At 61.7% G+C, this 16,636-nt stretch carries 16 protein-coding genes; 7 read left to right on the forward strand and 9 right to left on the reverse strand.

The genetic code is table 11. The features are described 5' to 3' along the window. Positions 1–948, forward strand: a complete 948-nt coding sequence (locus O9X62_RS12560) for a DegV family protein (protein WP_269533233.1) — start codon at positions 1–3, stop codon at positions 946–948. 71 nt (positions 949–1,019) lie between these two features. Here the strand turns inward: O9X62_RS12560 and O9X62_RS12565 are convergent, their stop codons facing one another. From O9X62_RS12565 to O9X62_RS12585, 5 genes are all read right to left on the reverse strand, one after another. After that, positions 1,020–2,192: an O-succinylhomoserine sulfhydrylase gene (locus O9X62_RS12565; protein ID WP_269533234.1), complete on the reverse strand. Its 1,173-nt coding sequence runs from the start codon at positions 2,190–2,192 to the stop codon at positions 1,020–1,022. A gap of 103 nt (positions 2,193–2,295) precedes the next feature. After that, entirely contained in the window at positions 2,296–2,898 is a 603-nt protein-coding gene (locus tag O9X62_RS12570; RefSeq protein ID WP_269533235.1) for a LysE family translocator, read from the reverse strand. Positions 2,899–3,130: 232 nt separating this feature from the next. Then, positions 3,131–4,258 (reverse strand): aromatic ring-hydroxylating dioxygenase subunit alpha, encoded by a 1,128-nt coding sequence (locus O9X62_RS12575; protein ID WP_269533236.1) that lies wholly within the window; start codon positions 4,256–4,258, stop codon positions 3,131–3,133. Between the two features lie 342 nt (positions 4,259–4,600). Next, complete coding sequence (locus tag O9X62_RS12580) at positions 4,601–5,377, reverse strand: ABC transporter substrate-binding protein (RefSeq protein WP_269533237.1); 777 nt, start codon at positions 5,375–5,377, stop codon at positions 4,601–4,603. Positions 5,378–5,500: 123 nt separating this feature from the next. After that, positions 5,501–6,277, reverse strand: coding sequence for a ferredoxin--NADP reductase (locus O9X62_RS12585; protein ID WP_269533238.1), 777 nt, complete (start codon positions 6,275–6,277; stop codon positions 5,501–5,503). 191 nt (positions 6,278–6,468) lie between these two features. Here O9X62_RS12585 and O9X62_RS12590 point away from each other — a divergent pair, with 191 nt between their 5' ends. Continuing rightward, on the forward strand, positions 6,469–6,936 hold the full coding sequence (locus O9X62_RS12590) for a DUF1456 family protein (RefSeq protein ID WP_269533239.1): 468 nt from the start codon (positions 6,469–6,471) through the stop codon (positions 6,934–6,936). Between the two features lie 68 nt (positions 6,937–7,004). On the opposite strand, the gene gndA is transcribed toward O9X62_RS12590, so the two are convergent. After that, positions 7,005–8,417: an NADP-dependent phosphogluconate dehydrogenase gene (gene gndA, locus O9X62_RS12595; protein WP_269533240.1), complete on the reverse strand. Its 1,413-nt coding sequence runs from the start codon at positions 8,415–8,417 to the stop codon at positions 7,005–7,007. Positions 8,418–8,988: 571 nt separating this feature from the next. Between gndA and O9X62_RS12600 the strand changes: the two genes are divergently transcribed. From O9X62_RS12600 to O9X62_RS12620, 5 genes are all read left to right on the forward strand, one after another. Continuing rightward, entirely contained in the window at positions 8,989–9,705 is a 717-nt protein-coding gene (locus tag O9X62_RS12600) for a MotA/TolQ/ExbB proton channel family protein (RefSeq protein ID WP_269533241.1), read from the forward strand. Then, on the forward strand, positions 9,705–10,109 hold the full coding sequence (locus O9X62_RS12605; RefSeq protein WP_269533242.1) for a biopolymer transporter ExbD: 405 nt from the start codon (positions 9,705–9,707) through the stop codon (positions 10,107–10,109). The genes O9X62_RS12600 and O9X62_RS12605 overlap by 1 nt, the downstream gene beginning before the upstream one ends. A gap of 57 nt (positions 10,110–10,166) precedes the next feature. After that, a complete protein-coding gene (locus tag O9X62_RS12610; RefSeq protein WP_269533243.1) occupies positions 10,167–11,357 on the forward strand; it encodes an MFS transporter in 1,191 nt (396 codons plus the stop codon). A 76-nt stretch (positions 11,358–11,433) separates the two neighbouring features. Next, the gene (locus O9X62_RS12615) at positions 11,434–12,357 is read left to right on the forward strand and encodes a sulfurtransferase (protein WP_269533244.1); all 924 of its coding nucleotides are present in this window, start codon (positions 11,434–11,436) and stop codon (positions 12,355–12,357) included. Between the two features lie 98 nt (positions 12,358–12,455). After that, entirely contained in the window at positions 12,456–13,649 is a 1,194-nt protein-coding gene (locus O9X62_RS12620; protein ID WP_269533245.1) for a YeeE/YedE family protein, read from the forward strand. A gap of 5 nt (positions 13,650–13,654) precedes the next feature. On the opposite strand, the gene O9X62_RS12625 is transcribed toward O9X62_RS12620, so the two are convergent. Genes O9X62_RS12625 through O9X62_RS12635 form a run of 3 tightly spaced genes read right to left on the reverse strand, consistent with a single transcriptional unit; the run spans position 13,655 to position 16,370 of the window. Beyond that, positions 13,655–14,074 carry a hypothetical protein gene (locus tag O9X62_RS12625; protein ID WP_269533246.1) on the reverse strand — a complete coding sequence of 140 codons (420 nt, stop codon included), beginning with the start codon at positions 14,072–14,074 and terminating at the stop codon, positions 13,655–13,657. 18 nt (positions 14,075–14,092) lie between these two features. Beyond that, positions 14,093–15,250: an LLM class flavin-dependent oxidoreductase gene (locus tag O9X62_RS12630; RefSeq protein ID WP_269533247.1), complete on the reverse strand. Its 1,158-nt coding sequence runs from the start codon at positions 15,248–15,250 to the stop codon at positions 14,093–14,095. Further along, positions 15,240–16,370 carry an LLM class flavin-dependent oxidoreductase gene (locus O9X62_RS12635; protein WP_269533248.1) on the reverse strand — a complete coding sequence of 377 codons (1,131 nt, stop codon included), beginning with the start codon at positions 16,368–16,370 and terminating at the stop codon, positions 15,240–15,242. The genes O9X62_RS12630 and O9X62_RS12635 overlap by 11 nt, the downstream gene beginning before the upstream one ends. Between the last annotated feature and the right edge of the window lie 266 nt (positions 16,371–16,636).

The raw sequence follows: 16,636 nt of genomic DNA on the forward strand, positions 1-16,636 counted from the left end.
ATGCGCATTGGTATCGTGACCGACTCAAGCTGCGATTTGCCCCGTAGCTTCCTCGATCAGCACAAGATCGTGATCATGCCGATCACGATCCACGGCCCCAAAGGCGACTTTATCGATACGCGCGATCCCGTCGCCACACTGGATTTCTACCGCGATGTGATCTCGCATGGCGAAGGCGGACTCTCTTCCAGCCCCTTCGATTCCGATCAGATCCGCACCCTGTTCCTGGATCGGCTGGTGCTGGAATTCGATTACGTGTTCTGCATCACGCTGATGAAGAGCCGCAGCCTGATTTTCGAGAATGCCACCCACGCATCGCTGCGCATCCTCAACGATTACCGCCCCATCCGCGAGTCGGCAGGCATCAAGGCGCCGTTCTCCTTGCGCGTGTTCGATAGCGGCAGCCTCTTTACCGGCCAGGGCCTGATTGTTTCCGAAGTGGCGCGGCTGGCCGCGGCAGACGCCTCCTCGCTGGACATCATCCGGCACATTGAGCGCCTTGCCCAACATACCCAAGCCTTCATGGTGCCCGCCGGCCTCGGGCAACTGCGCAATCAGGCGCGCGCACGCGGGGACAAAAGCGTGGGCTTTCTCACTTACGCGATCGGTAGCGCGCTCGACATCAAACCCATCGTCCGCGCCTACCGCGGCGATACCGGCCCGGTCGGCAAGGTGCGCGGCTTCGAGCATGGCTGCGACAAGCTGTTCGATGCGGCCATCAGCCAGATCAAGGCTGGCAGCCTGATCGCCCCGACCATCTGTATCAGTTATGGCGGCGATCTCAGCGTGGTGGAAGCCATGCCCGGTTACGTACGCCTGCTCGCCGAAGCCCGTCCACGCAAGATAGAGGTGCTACTGTGCGAGATGGGGACACCCGCGGGCGTCAACGTGGGTATCGGTGCGATGTCGCTGGCGATTGCCTCGGAAACCGAGGTCAAACTCGACTAAGCCGCCTGGCTACGACTGCAACAAAAAAAAACGGCCACCGCGAGGTGGCCGTTCTGTTTGGCAGTGATGTCTTACAGACCCAGCTGCAAATCCCGCTTGAGGTCATCGATATGCTCGATACCGACTGAAATGCGCACCAAGCCCTCGCGTATGCCGGCTGTCGCTTTGGCTTCCGGTGTCAGGCGGCCATGCGTGGTGGTGTAAGGGTGCGTGATCGTCGTCTTCACATCGCCCAGATTGGCCGTACGGCTCATCAGGCGCACGCTGTCGATCAGCTTCCACGCCGCCGGCTGGCCGCCATGCAGTTCGAACGACACCACGCCACCACCACCCGATTGCTGACGCTTGGCCAGTTCATGCTGCGGGTGCGAGGGTAAGCCAGGGTAGTACACCTTGGCCACGGCCGGCTGCTGCTCCAGCCACTGCGCCAAGGCCAGTGCGTTATCGCAATGCGCCTTCATGCGGATGCCCAGCGTTTCCAAGCCCTTGAGCAGCACCCAGGCATTGAAGGCGCTCAGCGTAGGACCCGCGGTACGCAGGAACTGGTAGACCGGTTCCACCAGCGCCTTGCTGCCCACCACGGCACCACCCAGCACTCTGCCTTGGCCGTCGATGTACTTGGTCGCCGAATGAATGACCAGATCGGCCCCCAGCTTGAGCGGTTGCTGCAAGGCCGGGGAGCAGAAGCAGTTATCCACCACCATGATCGCGCCGTGCCGTTTGGCCACTGCGGAAATGGCGGCAATATCGGCGATCTCGGTCAGCGGGTTCGACGGCGTTTCCAGGTAGAACAGCTTGGTCTCGGGCTTGACTGCATCAGCCCAGGCTGCTGGATTGGTCGCATCCACATAGCTGGCCGTCACACCAAAGCGCGACAGCCAGTTATTGAACAGCTGCATGGTCGCGCCAAACATGCCTTGCGACGCCAGAATATGGTCGCCGGCCTTCAGATGGCCCATGCACAGCGCCAGAATCGCCGACATGCCACTGGCGGTGGCCACCGCCGCCTCGGCGCCTTCCAGCGCAGCCAGGCGTTCCTGGAACAAACTCACCGTGGGGTTGGTAAAACGCGAATAGATGAAACCCGGCTCCACACCGGTAAACCGTGCTGCGGCCTGTGCGGCGTTGTCGGCCACAAAGCTGGAGCTCAGGTACAGCGCCTCGCTATGCTCGCCGAACTGGCTGCGTTCCTGGCCGGCGCGCACGGCCAGCGTGTCCAGGTGGTACTCGAATTCCTCGCTCATGTTCCGCTCCCTGCTGCTTCTGGTTCTGGATGGATTGATCTGGATTTAACGGCGCACCGCGCACTGCGGACAGGCACGGCGGCCACGGTTTGGGCTGGCGCTGTCAGCCCAGCGCGAGGCGCACGCCAAACAGGATGAACACCGCGCCCAGCAGCCGGTTCACCCACAGCGCATAGTGCGGTGCTTCATCAAGGTGGCGGATGATGAAACCGGCACCGGTAATCAGTAGCGCCTGGTAAAGACAATTGAGCGCGATGAACACCACGCCCAGGGTAACAAAGGCACCGGCACCCGAATCAGGCGTTACAAACTGGGGAAAGAAGGCCATGAAGAACACAATGGCTTTGGGATTCAGCAAGGTAACAAACAAGCTGCGCCGGAACGGATCGCCGCCGCCGGGCGCGCTGATCGACAGGCCTTGCTCCTTGGCCCGCAGGCTCTGGATACCCAGCCAGACCAGATAGCCGCCACCGGCGTACTTGAGCATGGAGAAGGCAAACGGGTTCGCCGCCAGCAGCGTCGCTGCACCGATCGCCGCAGCAGCCATGAGGATCGCATCGCCTGTGCTCGTCCCCGCCAGCGCAGCAAAACCCGCCCGACGAGAAGCGGTCGCCGAGCCCAGAATGGCGAGGGTGCCGGGGCCGGGCGAGAGTATCAACAGAGTGGAAGCCAGCAGAAAGGCCGGAAAATCGACAATGCCGTTCATGATCAAACCGATGCAGACAAGGCAGGGAGTTTAACAAAGCCCGGCACGACGGCGTCATGCCGATTGCTTAGGCACAGCATCGTAGGGTGCAATAGGGCCAGAGGCCGCAGTGCACCACTGCAAGCGCTGATCACCTACCACACGGTGCAATGCGCGCTGCTTATTGCACCCTAAGCATTACGCCTCAAAAAGAAAATGGCACCTCACGGTGCCATTTGTCCTTGGGTTCAACTCAGCCACGCATGGGCGGAATATGTGCCCCCATCTCCCGGCGCATGAACTCATGGAAGTGCAGCATGCCGTCTTCCATCGGGCTCTGGTAAGGGCCGAATTCGTCGCGGCCCTCCTTGTAGAGCCGCTCGCGGCCTTCTTCCATGCGGCGGATGATTTCCATGTCTTCCACCGCCGTCTCCTGGTAGGCCTGCTGCTCGGCTGCCATGAACTCGGGCTCGAACAGCGCGACCTCCTCGGTGTAATAGAACTCGACGATATTCTTGTAGCGGCGCGGGCCTTCGGGCAGCAAGGTCGAGATCACCAGCGTGTGCGGGTACCACTCCACCATCACATGCGGGTAATAGGTCAGCCAGATCGCGCCGTACTTGGGTACCTCACCACGGTTGAAAGCCAGCACCTGCTTGTGCCACTCGTCGTAGGTCTTGGAGCCCGGCTTGGCCAACGCATTGTTGATGCCCACGGTCTGCACCGAGTGCCAGGCGCCGAACTCCCACTTCAGGTCGTCGCACGACACAAAGCGGCCCAGGCCGGGGTGGAACGGATCGACGTGGTAATCCTCCAGATAGACCTCGATAAAGGTCTTCCAGTTACCTTCGTAAGTATCCACCTGCACGTTGTGCAGCATGTAGTTGCTGAAGTCCAGATCACGGGCCACGCCCATGTCTTTCAGATCAGCCTCCACATCCCGGCCACCGGTACCCAGCTCGAACAGCATGCCCTGCCAGTTCTGCAAACCGGTATTGGGCAGGTTCAGACAGGGTTTGTCGGGGAAATGCGGTGCACCGATCAGCGTGCCGCGGTTATCGTAAGTCCAGCGGTGCAGCGGGCAGACGATATGGCTGTTGTTGCCGCGACCATCCAGCATGATGGCCTGACGATGCCGGCAGATGTTCGACAGCAGCTGCACGCCCTGATCGGTGCGCTTGAGCATGCGGGCCTTGTCGTACATTTCGAGCACTTGATAATCGCCCACATTGGGCACCATCAGCTCGTGACCCACGTATTTGGGGCCACGATCGAACAAGATTTCGCGTTCGAGCTTGTAGAAGTCTTCGTCGAAATAGACGGAGATGGGTAGTTGCGCGTTAGCTGCGCGCAGCAGTTGGTTGGATTCCAGCTTGGACATATCCCACACCCCCAAGAGCCGGAGTTGGGCGCGATCCACCACTGGCAGAATCGACGTGCCCCAACACCCGAAGGTCTAAGAACGTCTTGCCTTGATGGATTACGAGTCGGTGCAGTGGAGAACCGCACCGGAGAGGGGCCGAAGACCCACCTCCCTAGCCTCATGGCCCTTTGGGGCAAGCACCAGGCGCATCATTCGATGCCCTAATACCCGCGCCGGGCGAGGTGCCGCGGCGCTAAAAATGAGCGCGGATTTTGGCCCAAAGTTGCTGCACGGGCAAGGAGAATATGGAAAATCCATCGTGAAATGAGGGACATAGCCATGCCCCTTGTGACCACGCCGCTACTCGAATCGGGCCACTTCGCGCAGATACTCGGGAGACTCACGCACGGCGGCGATGGTGTCCCATAGCTGCTTGCTCAGCTGGGGCGACTGCTGCACAAGCGCATCGCTAAGCATCAGGTAGTAAGGCTTGGTCTGGATGGGTGGTTCCATCCGCTCGATCTTGTGCTGCCAATCGGGGTTCTTCCGCAGCGCCGCATCGGCTGCCCCCGTCTGCAGTGCCACTACCCCCAAACGTCCCGCCTCCAGCATCCGCAAGATTGGTTCCACGGATTTGGTGGAGTCCGACACCCCCAGGGACAGGCTGCGCAGGTAAGCCACGATCGAGAACCCTGACTGCGCCCCTACAGGACCATTAAGGCGGCTCAGACGAGTGCCATCCCAGCTCACCTGTGCGCCCTTCTTACGATAGAAGTGATAGGTCTCGCTCATCATGCGGCGCGCCGGATCGGGCTTGTTACCCAGCATCGGGTAATGCCCGAAGGCCATGCGTTCCTCTACAAAACTGGCCTTGAACGCGCCATCAAACTGCCCCGCCTGCAGCATCGCCATGCAACGCTTCCAGGGTTGGCGCTCAATACGGATAGGGATACCGATCTGCCGTGACACCATGCTGAGCATGATCACGTTGAGGCCTCGGCCATCATCCAGCAGCCAGGGAAAGGCATCCTGATCTTCCGCGCAGAATGTCAGCCCTGCCGGCCGGGTCTCGGCCCATGCCGGCATCAGCAACAAGATCGCCACCAAGCCACCCATTCGCAAGCTACGGATCGTCATTTACGCCCCCTTTGACTCGGGTTATAGGCGCATAACGTTCAGCCGGCAGGGATATATCCTTGACCTGGGTCATGAAAAAGCCCGCGCTTGGCGGGCTTTTTGCTCAGACGGCCAAGCAGCACATTACTTCTCCACAAATGCCCGCTCGATTACGTAGTCACCCGGTTCGCCAATTCGGGGCGATACCTTGAAACCACGGGCATCCAGCAGTGCGCAGGTATCCTTGAGCATGCTCGGACTGCCGCACAGCATGGCGCGGTCGGTCTCGGGGTTCAAAGGCGGCAGGCCCAGGTCTTCGCACATCTTGCCGTTCTCGATCAGGTCGGTCAGGCGGCCCTGATTACGGAAGGTTTCGCGCGTCACGCTCGGGTAGTAGACCAACTTATCGCGGATCACCTCCCCAAAGAACTCGTTCTTGGGCAGCTCTTCCTGGATGTAATCGGCATAGGCCAGCTCGTTCACATAGCGCACACCGTGGAACAGGATCACCTTCTCGAAGTGCTCGTAGGTTTCCGGGTCCTTGATGATGGACATGAACGGCGCCAGACCGGTGCCGGTGCCGAACAGGAACAGGTTCTTGCCGGGCTTGAGATCGTGGATCACCAAGGTGCCCGTGGGCTTGCGGCTCACCAGCACTTCGTCGCCCACCTTCAGGTGTTGCAGCTTGCTGGTCAGTGGGCCGTTAGGCACCTTGATGCTGAAGAATTCGAGATGCTCTTCGTAATTGGCGCTGGCAATCGAGTAAGCGCGCATGAGCGGCTTTTCACCCACCTGCAGGCCGATCATCACGAAATGGCCGTTCTCGAAACGCAGACCCGAGTCACGCGTGGTCGTAAAAGTGAACAGGGTGTCGTTCCAGTGATGGACACTCAGGACGCGTTCGGTGGAGATCGTGGACATGGCGCAATCTAGGGCTGCAATGAGAAGGATGGCGATTTTAGCAAAGTATTAGAACTTTCCTCCATGCATTCAGGCATTTGCACCCGCGCTTTTGGAATAAACCTTGATCCGCACCAAGCAATAATCTGCAGCTTGCAGCCGCGCATGAAACAATACAGGCCTTACACGCATAGCCTGTCTGGTCCATCACCATGATCAACAACGATATCCTGCGCAGCCTGCGCTACATGCTCGACATCAGCGACACGCGCATTGCCGCGATCACCAAGCTCGCCAATTACGAGGTCGACAAGACTGCCGTGATTGCCTACCTCAAGAAAGACGAGGAAGAAGGTTATCTGGATTGCCCGGACGAAATGCTCGCGCACTTTCTGGATGGCCTGATCGTGCACAAGCGCGGCCGCGACGAGAATCGCCCGCTTCAACCGGTGCAACTTCCGCTCTACAACAATATGGTGCTCAAGAAGCTGCGCGTGGCCTTCGAACTCAAGGAGGAGGACATGCTGTCCATACTCGATAAAGCGGGCTTTGCCGTATCCAAGCCCGAACTCAGTGCCTTCTTCCGCAATCCCGACCACAAGAACTATCGTCGCTGTGGTGACCAGTTCATGCGCAATTTCCTCAAAGGGCTGACGCTGCGCATTCGCCCCGGTGCCTGACCGACAAGGTCGCCAGACAAAAAGGCCGCCCTTTCCAGGCGGCCTTTTCATGGGACGTTGCTACCGGCCTAGAACCACTGCGCGTGGAAGATCCCCGGCTTGTCGGTGCGCTCGAACGTATGCGCACCAAAATAATCGCGCTGCGCCTGGATCAGGTTAGCCGGCAGGCGCTCGGCACGGTAGCTGTCGAAATAGGCAATCGCCGAGGCAAAAGTCGGCACCGGGATGCCATCCATCACGGCGGTTGCCACCACTTCACGCAACGCCGTCTGATACTCGTTGGCAATCGCGGCAAAGTGCGGGTCCAGCAGCAGGTTCACCAGTTGCGGGTTGCTGGTGTAGGCATCGGTAATGTTCTGCAAGAAGCGCGAACGGATGATGCAGCCGGCACGGAAAATCTTGGCGATCTCGCCGTAGTTAAGGCTCCAGCCCATCTCTTCGGACTGCTTGCGCATCTGCTCAAAGCCCTGGGCATACGACACGATCTTTGAGAGGAACAAGGCACGGCGCACGGCTTCGATGAACGCCTTACGATCGGCAATCTGCACACGCGTTGCCGGGCCCTTGAGCACCTTGGCGGCTTCGACACGCTCAGCCTTCATGGCCGACACAAAACGTGCAAACACCGATTCGGTAATCAGCGGCAGCGGCACGCCCAAGTCGAGCGCGCTCTTGCTCGTCCACTTGCCCGTGCCCTTCTGGCCTGCCGAATCCAGAATCTTGTCGACCAGCTCCCCCTCGCCGCCCTGGTCATCCTTCTTGCCGAAGATGCTGGCAGTGATGTCGATCAGGAAGCTATCGAGCTCGCCCTTGTTCCACTCGCCGAATACTTCGGCCAGTTCGGCGTTGCTCAGATTCAGCACGCGCTTGAGGATGTCGTAGGCCTCGGCGATCAGCTGCATATCGCCGTATTCGATGCCGTTGTGGACCATCTTCACATAGTGGCCGGCGCCATCAGGGCCGATATAGCCCACGCAGGGTTCGCCATCGGGCGCGCGCGCCGCAATCTCCCGCAGGATTGGCGCCACCAGCTCATACGCCTCGCGCTGGCCGCCGGGCATGATGGCCGGGCCTTTGAGCGCACCTTCTTCGCCACCCGATACACCAGTGCCTATGAAGTTGAAACCCAGCGCCGAGAGTTCGTGATTGCGGCGAATCGTATCGGTGTAAAGCGTATTGCCGCCGTCGATGATGATGTCGCCCTTTTCCAGCAGCGCCTTGAGCTGCTCGATGGTCGCATCGGTCGGACTACCCGCCTGCACCATCAGCAGGATGCGACGCGGCTTTTCCAGCGAATCGACAAACGATTCCAGCGTGTGGAACGGCACCAAACGGCGACCGGGGTTCTCGGCCATCACTTCGTCGGTCTTGTCGGGCGAGCGGTTATAAATGGACACCGCGTGACCGCGACTCTCGATATTGAGCGCCAGATTGCGCCCCATGACGGCCATGCCGATCACGCCGATAGATTGCTTGGACATAGTCTCGATTCTGCTGGTAGCGGCCGGGTGCGCCGCGCTGGGTTCAGAACAGTTTGGTCGGGGCCTCTTGAGCCACGTGCCCTGATAGCTAAGCCATTGATTGAATGACCTGCCCCGGGCGTTTGGGCGCGCTTTTTACCAGCTTATGCCCGCTGTAGTCCAAATTAATGCACTACATACCTTGGCAACCTCGTACGCACCTGCGGGAACCATAGTCAAAACCAGGCGGTAAATCACCGCCCATGCAGCGCCCCAAAGCAAAACAGCCCGCCGGAGTAACGGCGGGCTGTTTTGCAAGGCAGCCGGGATATCGGCGACCAAGCACATGATCAACCCTGCAGGTGAACCTGCTGATTATCCAACAGCGATGTATTGATAGTTGCGGGTGGCACAACAACTACCACCTTGGCGGAAAATGCACATTCATTAGAAATCAGTAGCTTAGCAACCACTCCAGACAAAATCCTCTCTGGCACTCTTCGTGCAATTACAGGGCTCAAGCAGGTCGTACCGCAGCGGTGATCACGCTGCTACCGACACCCCATTTGAACCATGCACGGACGATATCGCCATGATTGATACCTCTCAGATTCCCGCAGTAGAAATAACCCTCTGGTCGCTCGTAGGGTTCTCCGTGGCCACCTGGCTGCTGATCTTCATCAAGGGCTGGCAGTTCGGGCAGCTCGGTCGGCAAAACAAGCGCTTCTCCAAGCAGTTCTGGGGCGCGGCCAATCTGCGCGAAGCAGCAAGCAGCGTGGAAGACCAGCAAGGGTCCTTGCAGCGCCTGGCGGCATTGGGTTTCAAAGCACTCAGCGAACCGAGCCACGGCGAGGATCTGGAACATTCGTGGGATAGACAGGAGCGGCTGGAGCGCTACCTGCGCCAGCAGATCCAGAAGGAATACCGCACGCTGGAAAGCGGCCTCACCCTGCTCGCCAGCATTGGGAGCACCGCCCCCTTCGTGGGCCTGTTCGGCACTGTGTGGGGGATCATTAACGCGATGACGGACATCGGCCGCCTGGGTTCGGCGACGATCGATGTGGTGGCCGGCCCGATTGGCGAGGCGCTGATCGCAACAGGCATCGGCATTGCGGTCGCCGTCCCGGCCGTGCTGGCTTACAACTTCTTCGTGCGCCGCCTCAAGCTCATCTCGGCAGACCTCGACGACTTCGCCAGCGACTTCCTCAACCTCGCCCAGCGCAGCGGCTTCCGTTTGCCACAGCCCGCCGCACAAGCCGACAACAAGGTTGTAGGCCTCGCCCGATCGCCGCGTGAGGTGACCGCATAATGGGCTTCTCCACACGACAAGACAGCGGTGCGGTACTCAGCGAAATCAACATCACCCCGCTAGTGGATGTGATGCTGGTGTTGCTGGTCGCCTTCATGGTCACCGTGCCGGTCATGAACAATGCCATCAAGGTGGAGCTGCCCAAAACCGTGGCCAGCAACAAAGCCAGCGATGAAAAGCCGGTGGTGATCACGGTCGACAAGGACAAACGGGTTTATGTCGACCAGGTGGATGTAGGCATCGAGGCCTTGCCCAAGCTGCTGCACGACTTGAAAGCTGCACGGCCCGAGCTGGGCGTACACCTGCAGGCTGACGAAACCGTACCCTACGGCCCGGTCGCCAAGGTGATGGCCATCATCGAATCCACTGGCGTCAGCCGGGTGTCGGTACTCACCACACAGTAGTCCCACCCTACCCCACGGCCCGGCCCTGCGCCGGGCCGCTTTGTCATGGAGTTGCCGATGCGTTCGGCCCGCACCTTCCTGCCGCACTTCATGGTGCTCGCCATTCTCGGCGGCATCACCATCAGTACCGGCAAGATCGTTACCACCCTGTTTGCCCTGCACCTGGGCGCCACCGGCTGGCAGCTCGGGCTGATCGGCGCGGTGGAATCCGCCGGGATGGCGCTGGTCACCCTGCCTGCTGGCTGGTTGATTGCCCGCTATGGCGCGCGGCGCGTGTACTTTCTGTCCAGTCTGGGTCCACTGCTGCTGAATCTGGTCCTGCCCTGGGTGGGATTCTGGTACGCCATCGCCGCGATCCGCGCGGTCATCGGCCTGTGCATACCGTTCCGGATCGTGTCGATGAACAGCGCGTTTCTGGAGCGGCTGGCCGATATCGGCCATGCCAAAGCCGGCTGGTATCGCGCCTCGCAATCGATCGGCATGGGATTGCTCGGCCCCAGCATTGCCCTGACCACGGTAGCAGGTGATCGCTTCGTGCTGGCCTATGTGGCGGTGGCCGCCGGCTTCGCCGCGTTGGCCGTGTATGGGCAATGGGTCTTGCCCGAGCGCATGGCCCCGCCGCCCGACAACACCGGCCTGCTGCGGCACGCCCGCGAGCTGTTACGTGATCGCGATGTAGCCGAGAGCTGCAGCGTGGAATGGCTGGCCAGCGCCACGCAATCGATGTTCTCCACCTTCATCGTGGCCGCCGCCATCCAGGTGCACGGGCTGGGCCGCGTGGAAGCGGTGCAGCTGCTCACCGTGCAAGGCATGACCAATGTCGCCGCGCTGTTCGGACTCGGTGCGCTCTGCAGCGGCCTATCGCGCCGGCAAGGCTATGGGCTGTCGCTCGGCCTGGCCGCACTCAGCCTCATTCTGCTGGGATTTGCGAATGGCTTCTTCGTACTGGCGCTTGGCACCGTGCTGCTGTGCCTGGGCAGCGCCATCAACCACCTGATCAACATGCGTCATCTGGGCCAGCGGCCCGGCGGCAAGAGCCAGATCGCCAGTCTTTACAACCTGGCCGGCATGGCGGGGAACACCTGTGGTGCCTTGCTGGGCGGGCTGATCAGCACCGTGGTGGGCTTGGGCTGGCTGTATCCGGCCTGGTTGCCTTGCTTGCTGATCATGGCGGGGCTGATCGCGATCCGCAGTCGGCAGCTGGCTCGGCAGGCCCCGTTGGCGCCTCAGCACCAAACGGTATTTTAAATTTCGTTTTGTTATTTTGATTATTGTTTTAATGCGATTAAGTTATCAATACGCCACCGCAAACAAGGAGTTCACCATGTTGCTCACTCGCGTCATTGGCAAGCTGCGCGTCGCCAGCCTGCTGCTCGTCGTCACCCTGCCCGCCATCGCCAGCGATTTTCTGGTGACGACGGACTGGGTCGAAAAGAACCTCAACAACCCCAAAGTCCGTTTGATTGAAGTCAGCGTCAATCCGGGCCTGTTTGAACGCGGGCATATCCCCGGCGCCGTCAACTTCCCCTGGCATACCGAGTTTGTGGATACGGTACGTCGCGACATCGTCCCGCGCGATCGCTTCGAGCAGGCGCTGCGCAAAGCAGGCGTCAGCAACGACACCACCGTGGTGCTCTACGGCGACAACAACAACTGGTTCGCCGCATGGGGCGCCTGGATTTTTGACGTTTATCAGGTCAAGAACGTGAAGCTGCTCGACGGTGGCCGCAAGAAGTGGGAAGCCGAAAACCGTCCGCTTTCGCCACTGGCCAGCACCCCGGCCGCCGGCAATATCAAACTGGCCAAAACCGACACCTCCCTGCGCGCCCGCCTGCCGGATGTGCTCGCCGTCGCAGAGAAGCGCAGCAATGCCGTGCTGGTGGATATCCGCTCACCGGATGAGTATGCCGGCAAGGTGTTTGCACCCGCAGGTGTGGATGAGCTTTCGGTGCGTGCCGGCCATGTGCCCGGTGCAGTCAACGTGCCCTGGAGCAAGGCCGTAGCCGCCGATGGCACCTTCAAACCCGCTGCCGAACTCAAGAAACTGTATGCCGAAGCGGGCGTCGATGGCAGCAAGCCCATCATCACTTACTGCCGCATCGGCGAGCGCTCCAGCCACACCTGGTTCGCGCTCAAGAAGCTGCTGGGCTACGACGTGCGCAACTATGATGGTTCATGGACGGAGTACGGCAACGCCGTGGGCGTACCCATCACCAACCTGGCCGGTACGGTGTGGGGCGGCAAGTAAACACCGCTTAGCCTGATGGCGAGATGTGCAACGACACCGGGGCTTCATGCACCGGTGTCGTTTTCTGTTGATGATTCATGCTTGTTGCAGGCCATACCATGTCCACCACCCTGCCCGTTTCCTCCAGCCTCGCCGCATGGCCAGCCAAGCGCTGGCCATGGTTGCTCTCCGCCACGCTGCTGATGGCTGCACTGGTCTCTGCCTGGTGGCTCGGTCGCCGAGCCGAGCAGGACCCCGGTCTTTCCTTGTCACTGCTGTTCGGGCTTGTATTCGGCGTCGTGCTCCAGCGCAGCCGCTTCTGCTTTTACTGCATCAGCCGCGATTTTCTGGCCGAGCGCCGCATCGATGGCCTGCTGGGCGTGATTGCCGCATTGGCTGTGGGTACGCTCGGCTATCACGCGATCTTTGGCGCCTTCTTGCCCGAGGCCGCACCGGGCCGCTTGCCACCCGGCGCCCATATCGGGCCGGTGAGCATCGTGCTCGCCGCAGGTGCACTGGCTTTCGGCTTGGGTATGGCGCTGGCCGGCTCCTGCGTGAGTGCCCTGCTCTACCGGTTGGGCGAAGGCCACACGGGTGGTTTGGTCTCGCTCGCGGGCGTGCTGGCGGGGTTTGTGGGCGGATTCCTGAGCTGGAACCCGCTGTACCTGTGGCAAATCCAGTCCGCACCCATACTCTGGCTGCCTGCGCATCTGGGTTATGGCGGCTCGTTGCTACTGCAGCTGGGTCTGCTTGGATTGCTGGCCTGGCTGCTGACAAGGACGGGTAAGCCATCCAGCAGCCAGACGCCGACATCTCTCGCCGTCGCCATCTTTGCCACTCGCTGGCCAACCTATGTGGGCGGCATCCTGATCGCGATGCTGGGTACGCTGGCTTTCTTGCGGCTCGCACCATTAGGCGTAACGGCAGAAATCGGCAGCGTGGCCCGCACCTTGGGCAGTGTTTTACCGGGCTTCCCGGAACGCCTGGAAGGTCTGGATGGTTTCAGGGGTTGCGCCACCGTCATCAAGGAAACGCTGTTGTCGCGTAACGGCGTGTTCGTGGTCGCGCTCATTGCCGGCGCGTGGGCGGCTGCCCTGCCCGCTGGCGATTTCAAACCAACCCTGCCTGCACTGCGTGATCTACCACGACTGTTCTTTGGTGGCGTGCTGATGGGCTGGGGCGGCATGCTGGCACTGGGCTGCACCGTGGGTACGCTGCTCTCCGGCATCATGGCGGCCGCGGTATCGGGCTGGGTGTTCCTGTTGTTTGCGGGATTGGGTTTGTGGGCTGGCTGGTGGTGGCGACAGCGCTAGCGCCGCTAGGGCAGCGCGTCGTCCACCACAAATACCGACTCATAGCCGCTCTCTCCCAATGCACGGGCCAACCAAGCCAGGTGCCGCAAGTCATCTCCCGCCAGCAATAACACTTCCTGGCGGGAGAATCGCCGCTTGATATCGCTGAGTTGGCGCCGGGGTAGCGTACAGGGCTGGCCGCCTGCGGAACCCACCGGCGTCCCGCAGGCGGCCAGCCACACAGGGGCGTTGCCCAATGCCGCATTGCAAAGCACCGCAATGCCGGCAGCCGCAAGTCGCCTTGCCTCATCCGCGCCCAAGCAACCCGCCCCGGACGCCACGCCAGCAGATCCTTTGCGCTGGCGGGCGCGCGTCAGGATGGCGACCGCCCAGTCACCCTCCGTCGCAGGAAGCAGCGTACTCGCGAGCAACCCGAACTCCAGCATGGCACCCCTCCCGGCTCACTAGGCACGTGCCAGTTGCAGCGCAGGCTGATGCTTGCCGCGCACCAGCGGCAGCACTTCCTCACCCACACGGTAGGCCTCTTCCAGATGCGGTGTGCTGGCGAGGATGAAGGCATCGGCGCCCAGTTGTACCAAGTCGTCCAGCCGCTCGGCGACTTGCTGGTAGCTGCCCACAATGCCTTGCGTCTGCCCGCCGCGCAGCAGGTTGAAGCCCGACCACACATTGGGTTCGGTGATCAGATCGCGGTAGCTGTTCACCGTGGTCGGGCGGCCGGCGCGTTGGCGGGCTGCGCCGACCGAATCGCCCTCACCCTGCCCCAGAAAGCGCGCCAGCGCTTCGCGGCTGACCTGGTTGAAGCCGTGCTCCACTTCGGCCCAGGCTTCGGCCTCGGTAGGCCGGGCGATGATGTCCACGCGCACCGCACACTGGATGCGCCGGCCCTGTGCCGCCGTGCGTTCGCGCACGCGGGCGAACTTGTCGCGCAGCTGGGCAAACGGTTCGAGCCAGGTCAGGTAGTAATCGGCATGCTTGGATGCCGATTGCAGCGCCGCATCGGACGAGCCGGAGAAGTAAATCTCCGGGAAATCTTCCTGATTGAGCGGGTAAGGCAGGCCGGCCTCTTCCACCTGATAAAACCGGCCGTTGTAACTGAACGGCCCGCCCGACCACACGCCGCGCACCACGTCCAGAAACTCGGTGGTGCGTGCATAGCGATCATCATGCGGAGCCACATCGCCCCACCATAGCTGGGCCGGGCCACCGCCCCCGGTGATGATGTTGTACAGCGCCCGGCCACCCGTGGCGCGTTGCAGGCTGGCAGTCTTGCGCGCGGCCAGCACCGGGTTCAGGAAGCCAGGCTGGAACGGGATCATGAAGCGGAAGGTGCGCGTCTCCCGCGCCAGCACCGACGAAATGGCCCAGGGCTCGTCCGTCATCGGGAACGAGGGAATCAAACCGCCCTGAAAACCCGCAATCTCGGCAGCGCGGGCAATCTCGGCCAGGTAATCCACGTAACGGTAATCGTCATCACCCCCGGCCAGCCCGGCTTGCACGCGGGCATCGTTACCGGGAAACCAGTCGCCACGATGCGGCGTGCGGCGGCGGTGCGAGGCAGGTTCGCCGTGGGTGGGCAAGCGCCAGAAAACATCAATGCTCATGAGCAGACTCCAAGGATTTGTTCGGCTGTGGCTGGGCACCTTGGGTGCGGCCGTGGGGTAGCTGGAATTGCTGACGCAGAACCGGCAGCACATGTGCCCCCACCTGGTACGCCTCTTCAAAACGCGGCACGCCAGCGAGGATGAAGTGGGTGACGCCGGCCTCGGCAAACTCAGTGAGGCGGCGCACCACTTCCTGATGGCTGCCTACCAAGGCCGCAGCGGCGCCTGTGTGCGCAGTGGTGAGACCCGCCCAGAAGTTGGCGTCGCGGAACGGGTCGCTACCCGGCGTGTGGCCGCTTTGCGCCCAGAAGCGGCGCGCGTCGTGCAGGGCCTCGTTGCTGCTATCGCGCGCCAGCACATCGATACGCAGGCCAATGGCCACCTCGCGGCCTTGCGCCTTGGCCAAGGCACGCAGACGCGGCAGCGGGCCATCGGTGGCGGCCAGTTCGCGCAGTGGCAGCGCGGGGAATACATGCACATCGGCCTGTCGGGCCGATAGCGCCAAGGCGGCTTCATCCACGCCCGACAAAAACACCGGCGGCGCGGTCACACGCGCCAGCGGGCCTTTGAAGCCGCCTTCGAGCACTTCGTAAAACTCGCCCTTGAAGTTGAATGGCGATTGCGTCGCCACACCCCGCGCCACGGTGACAAACTCATCGAGCCGCGCAGTGAGTTTGTCTTGCGGCACCGGGTCGGCCTGCTGGCGGCGGCTGGCGGCATCGCCCCCGGCACTGATCTGCCAGGCAATGCGCTGGCCGGTGTAACGCTGCAGGGTGGCGGCGTTTTTGGCTGCATACACGGGCGAGCCCCACGCGGCTTCAAACTCGGTGAGCAGCGTGAGCTTGCGGGTATCGCGCGCCAGATAGCCGGTCACGATCCAGCTCTCTTCCCCGGCGGGATCATGCGGAATCTGGATGCCGTCAAACCCGGCCAGCTCGGCCGCGCGGGCCACCTGGTGCAGGTAATCAAAATGGTTGAACCGCTCGCCGCGCGGGTCGCTGACGCCTTTACCCAGCGGCGATGGCGCACCGGCATCGCGCTCGCCACGGCGAACAATGGCGCTGGTGCCCGGCCGTACATCGCCCGCCGTTGGCACCTGCCAGAAAAATTGCAAAGACATGGTCACTCCCAGCCATCAAGGCTTGCTGTGTGGTGAGCCAGACTTTGCAGAATCCGTGCCGTCCGAGTCGGTGGGCAACAAGAGGCTGCGCAAACCCTTGTGGCAGCAGCGTCGGTGCATGCCAACCGCGCGGCGGCGGTGCGGTTTGATCGCTCAATCGATGCTGGAAACGCCAACACCTTGCTGCGCGGGCTGCTGGGTTTTCAGCATCCCGGGCCGGGGCCCGTCCACGCCAAACCCCGTGGCAGCAAGGGTTGATGGCTGCG

Source organism: Chitinimonas sp. BJYL2 (assembly GCF_027257935.1).
Lineage (GTDB): Bacteria > Pseudomonadota > Gammaproteobacteria > Burkholderiales > Chitinimonadaceae > Chitinimonas.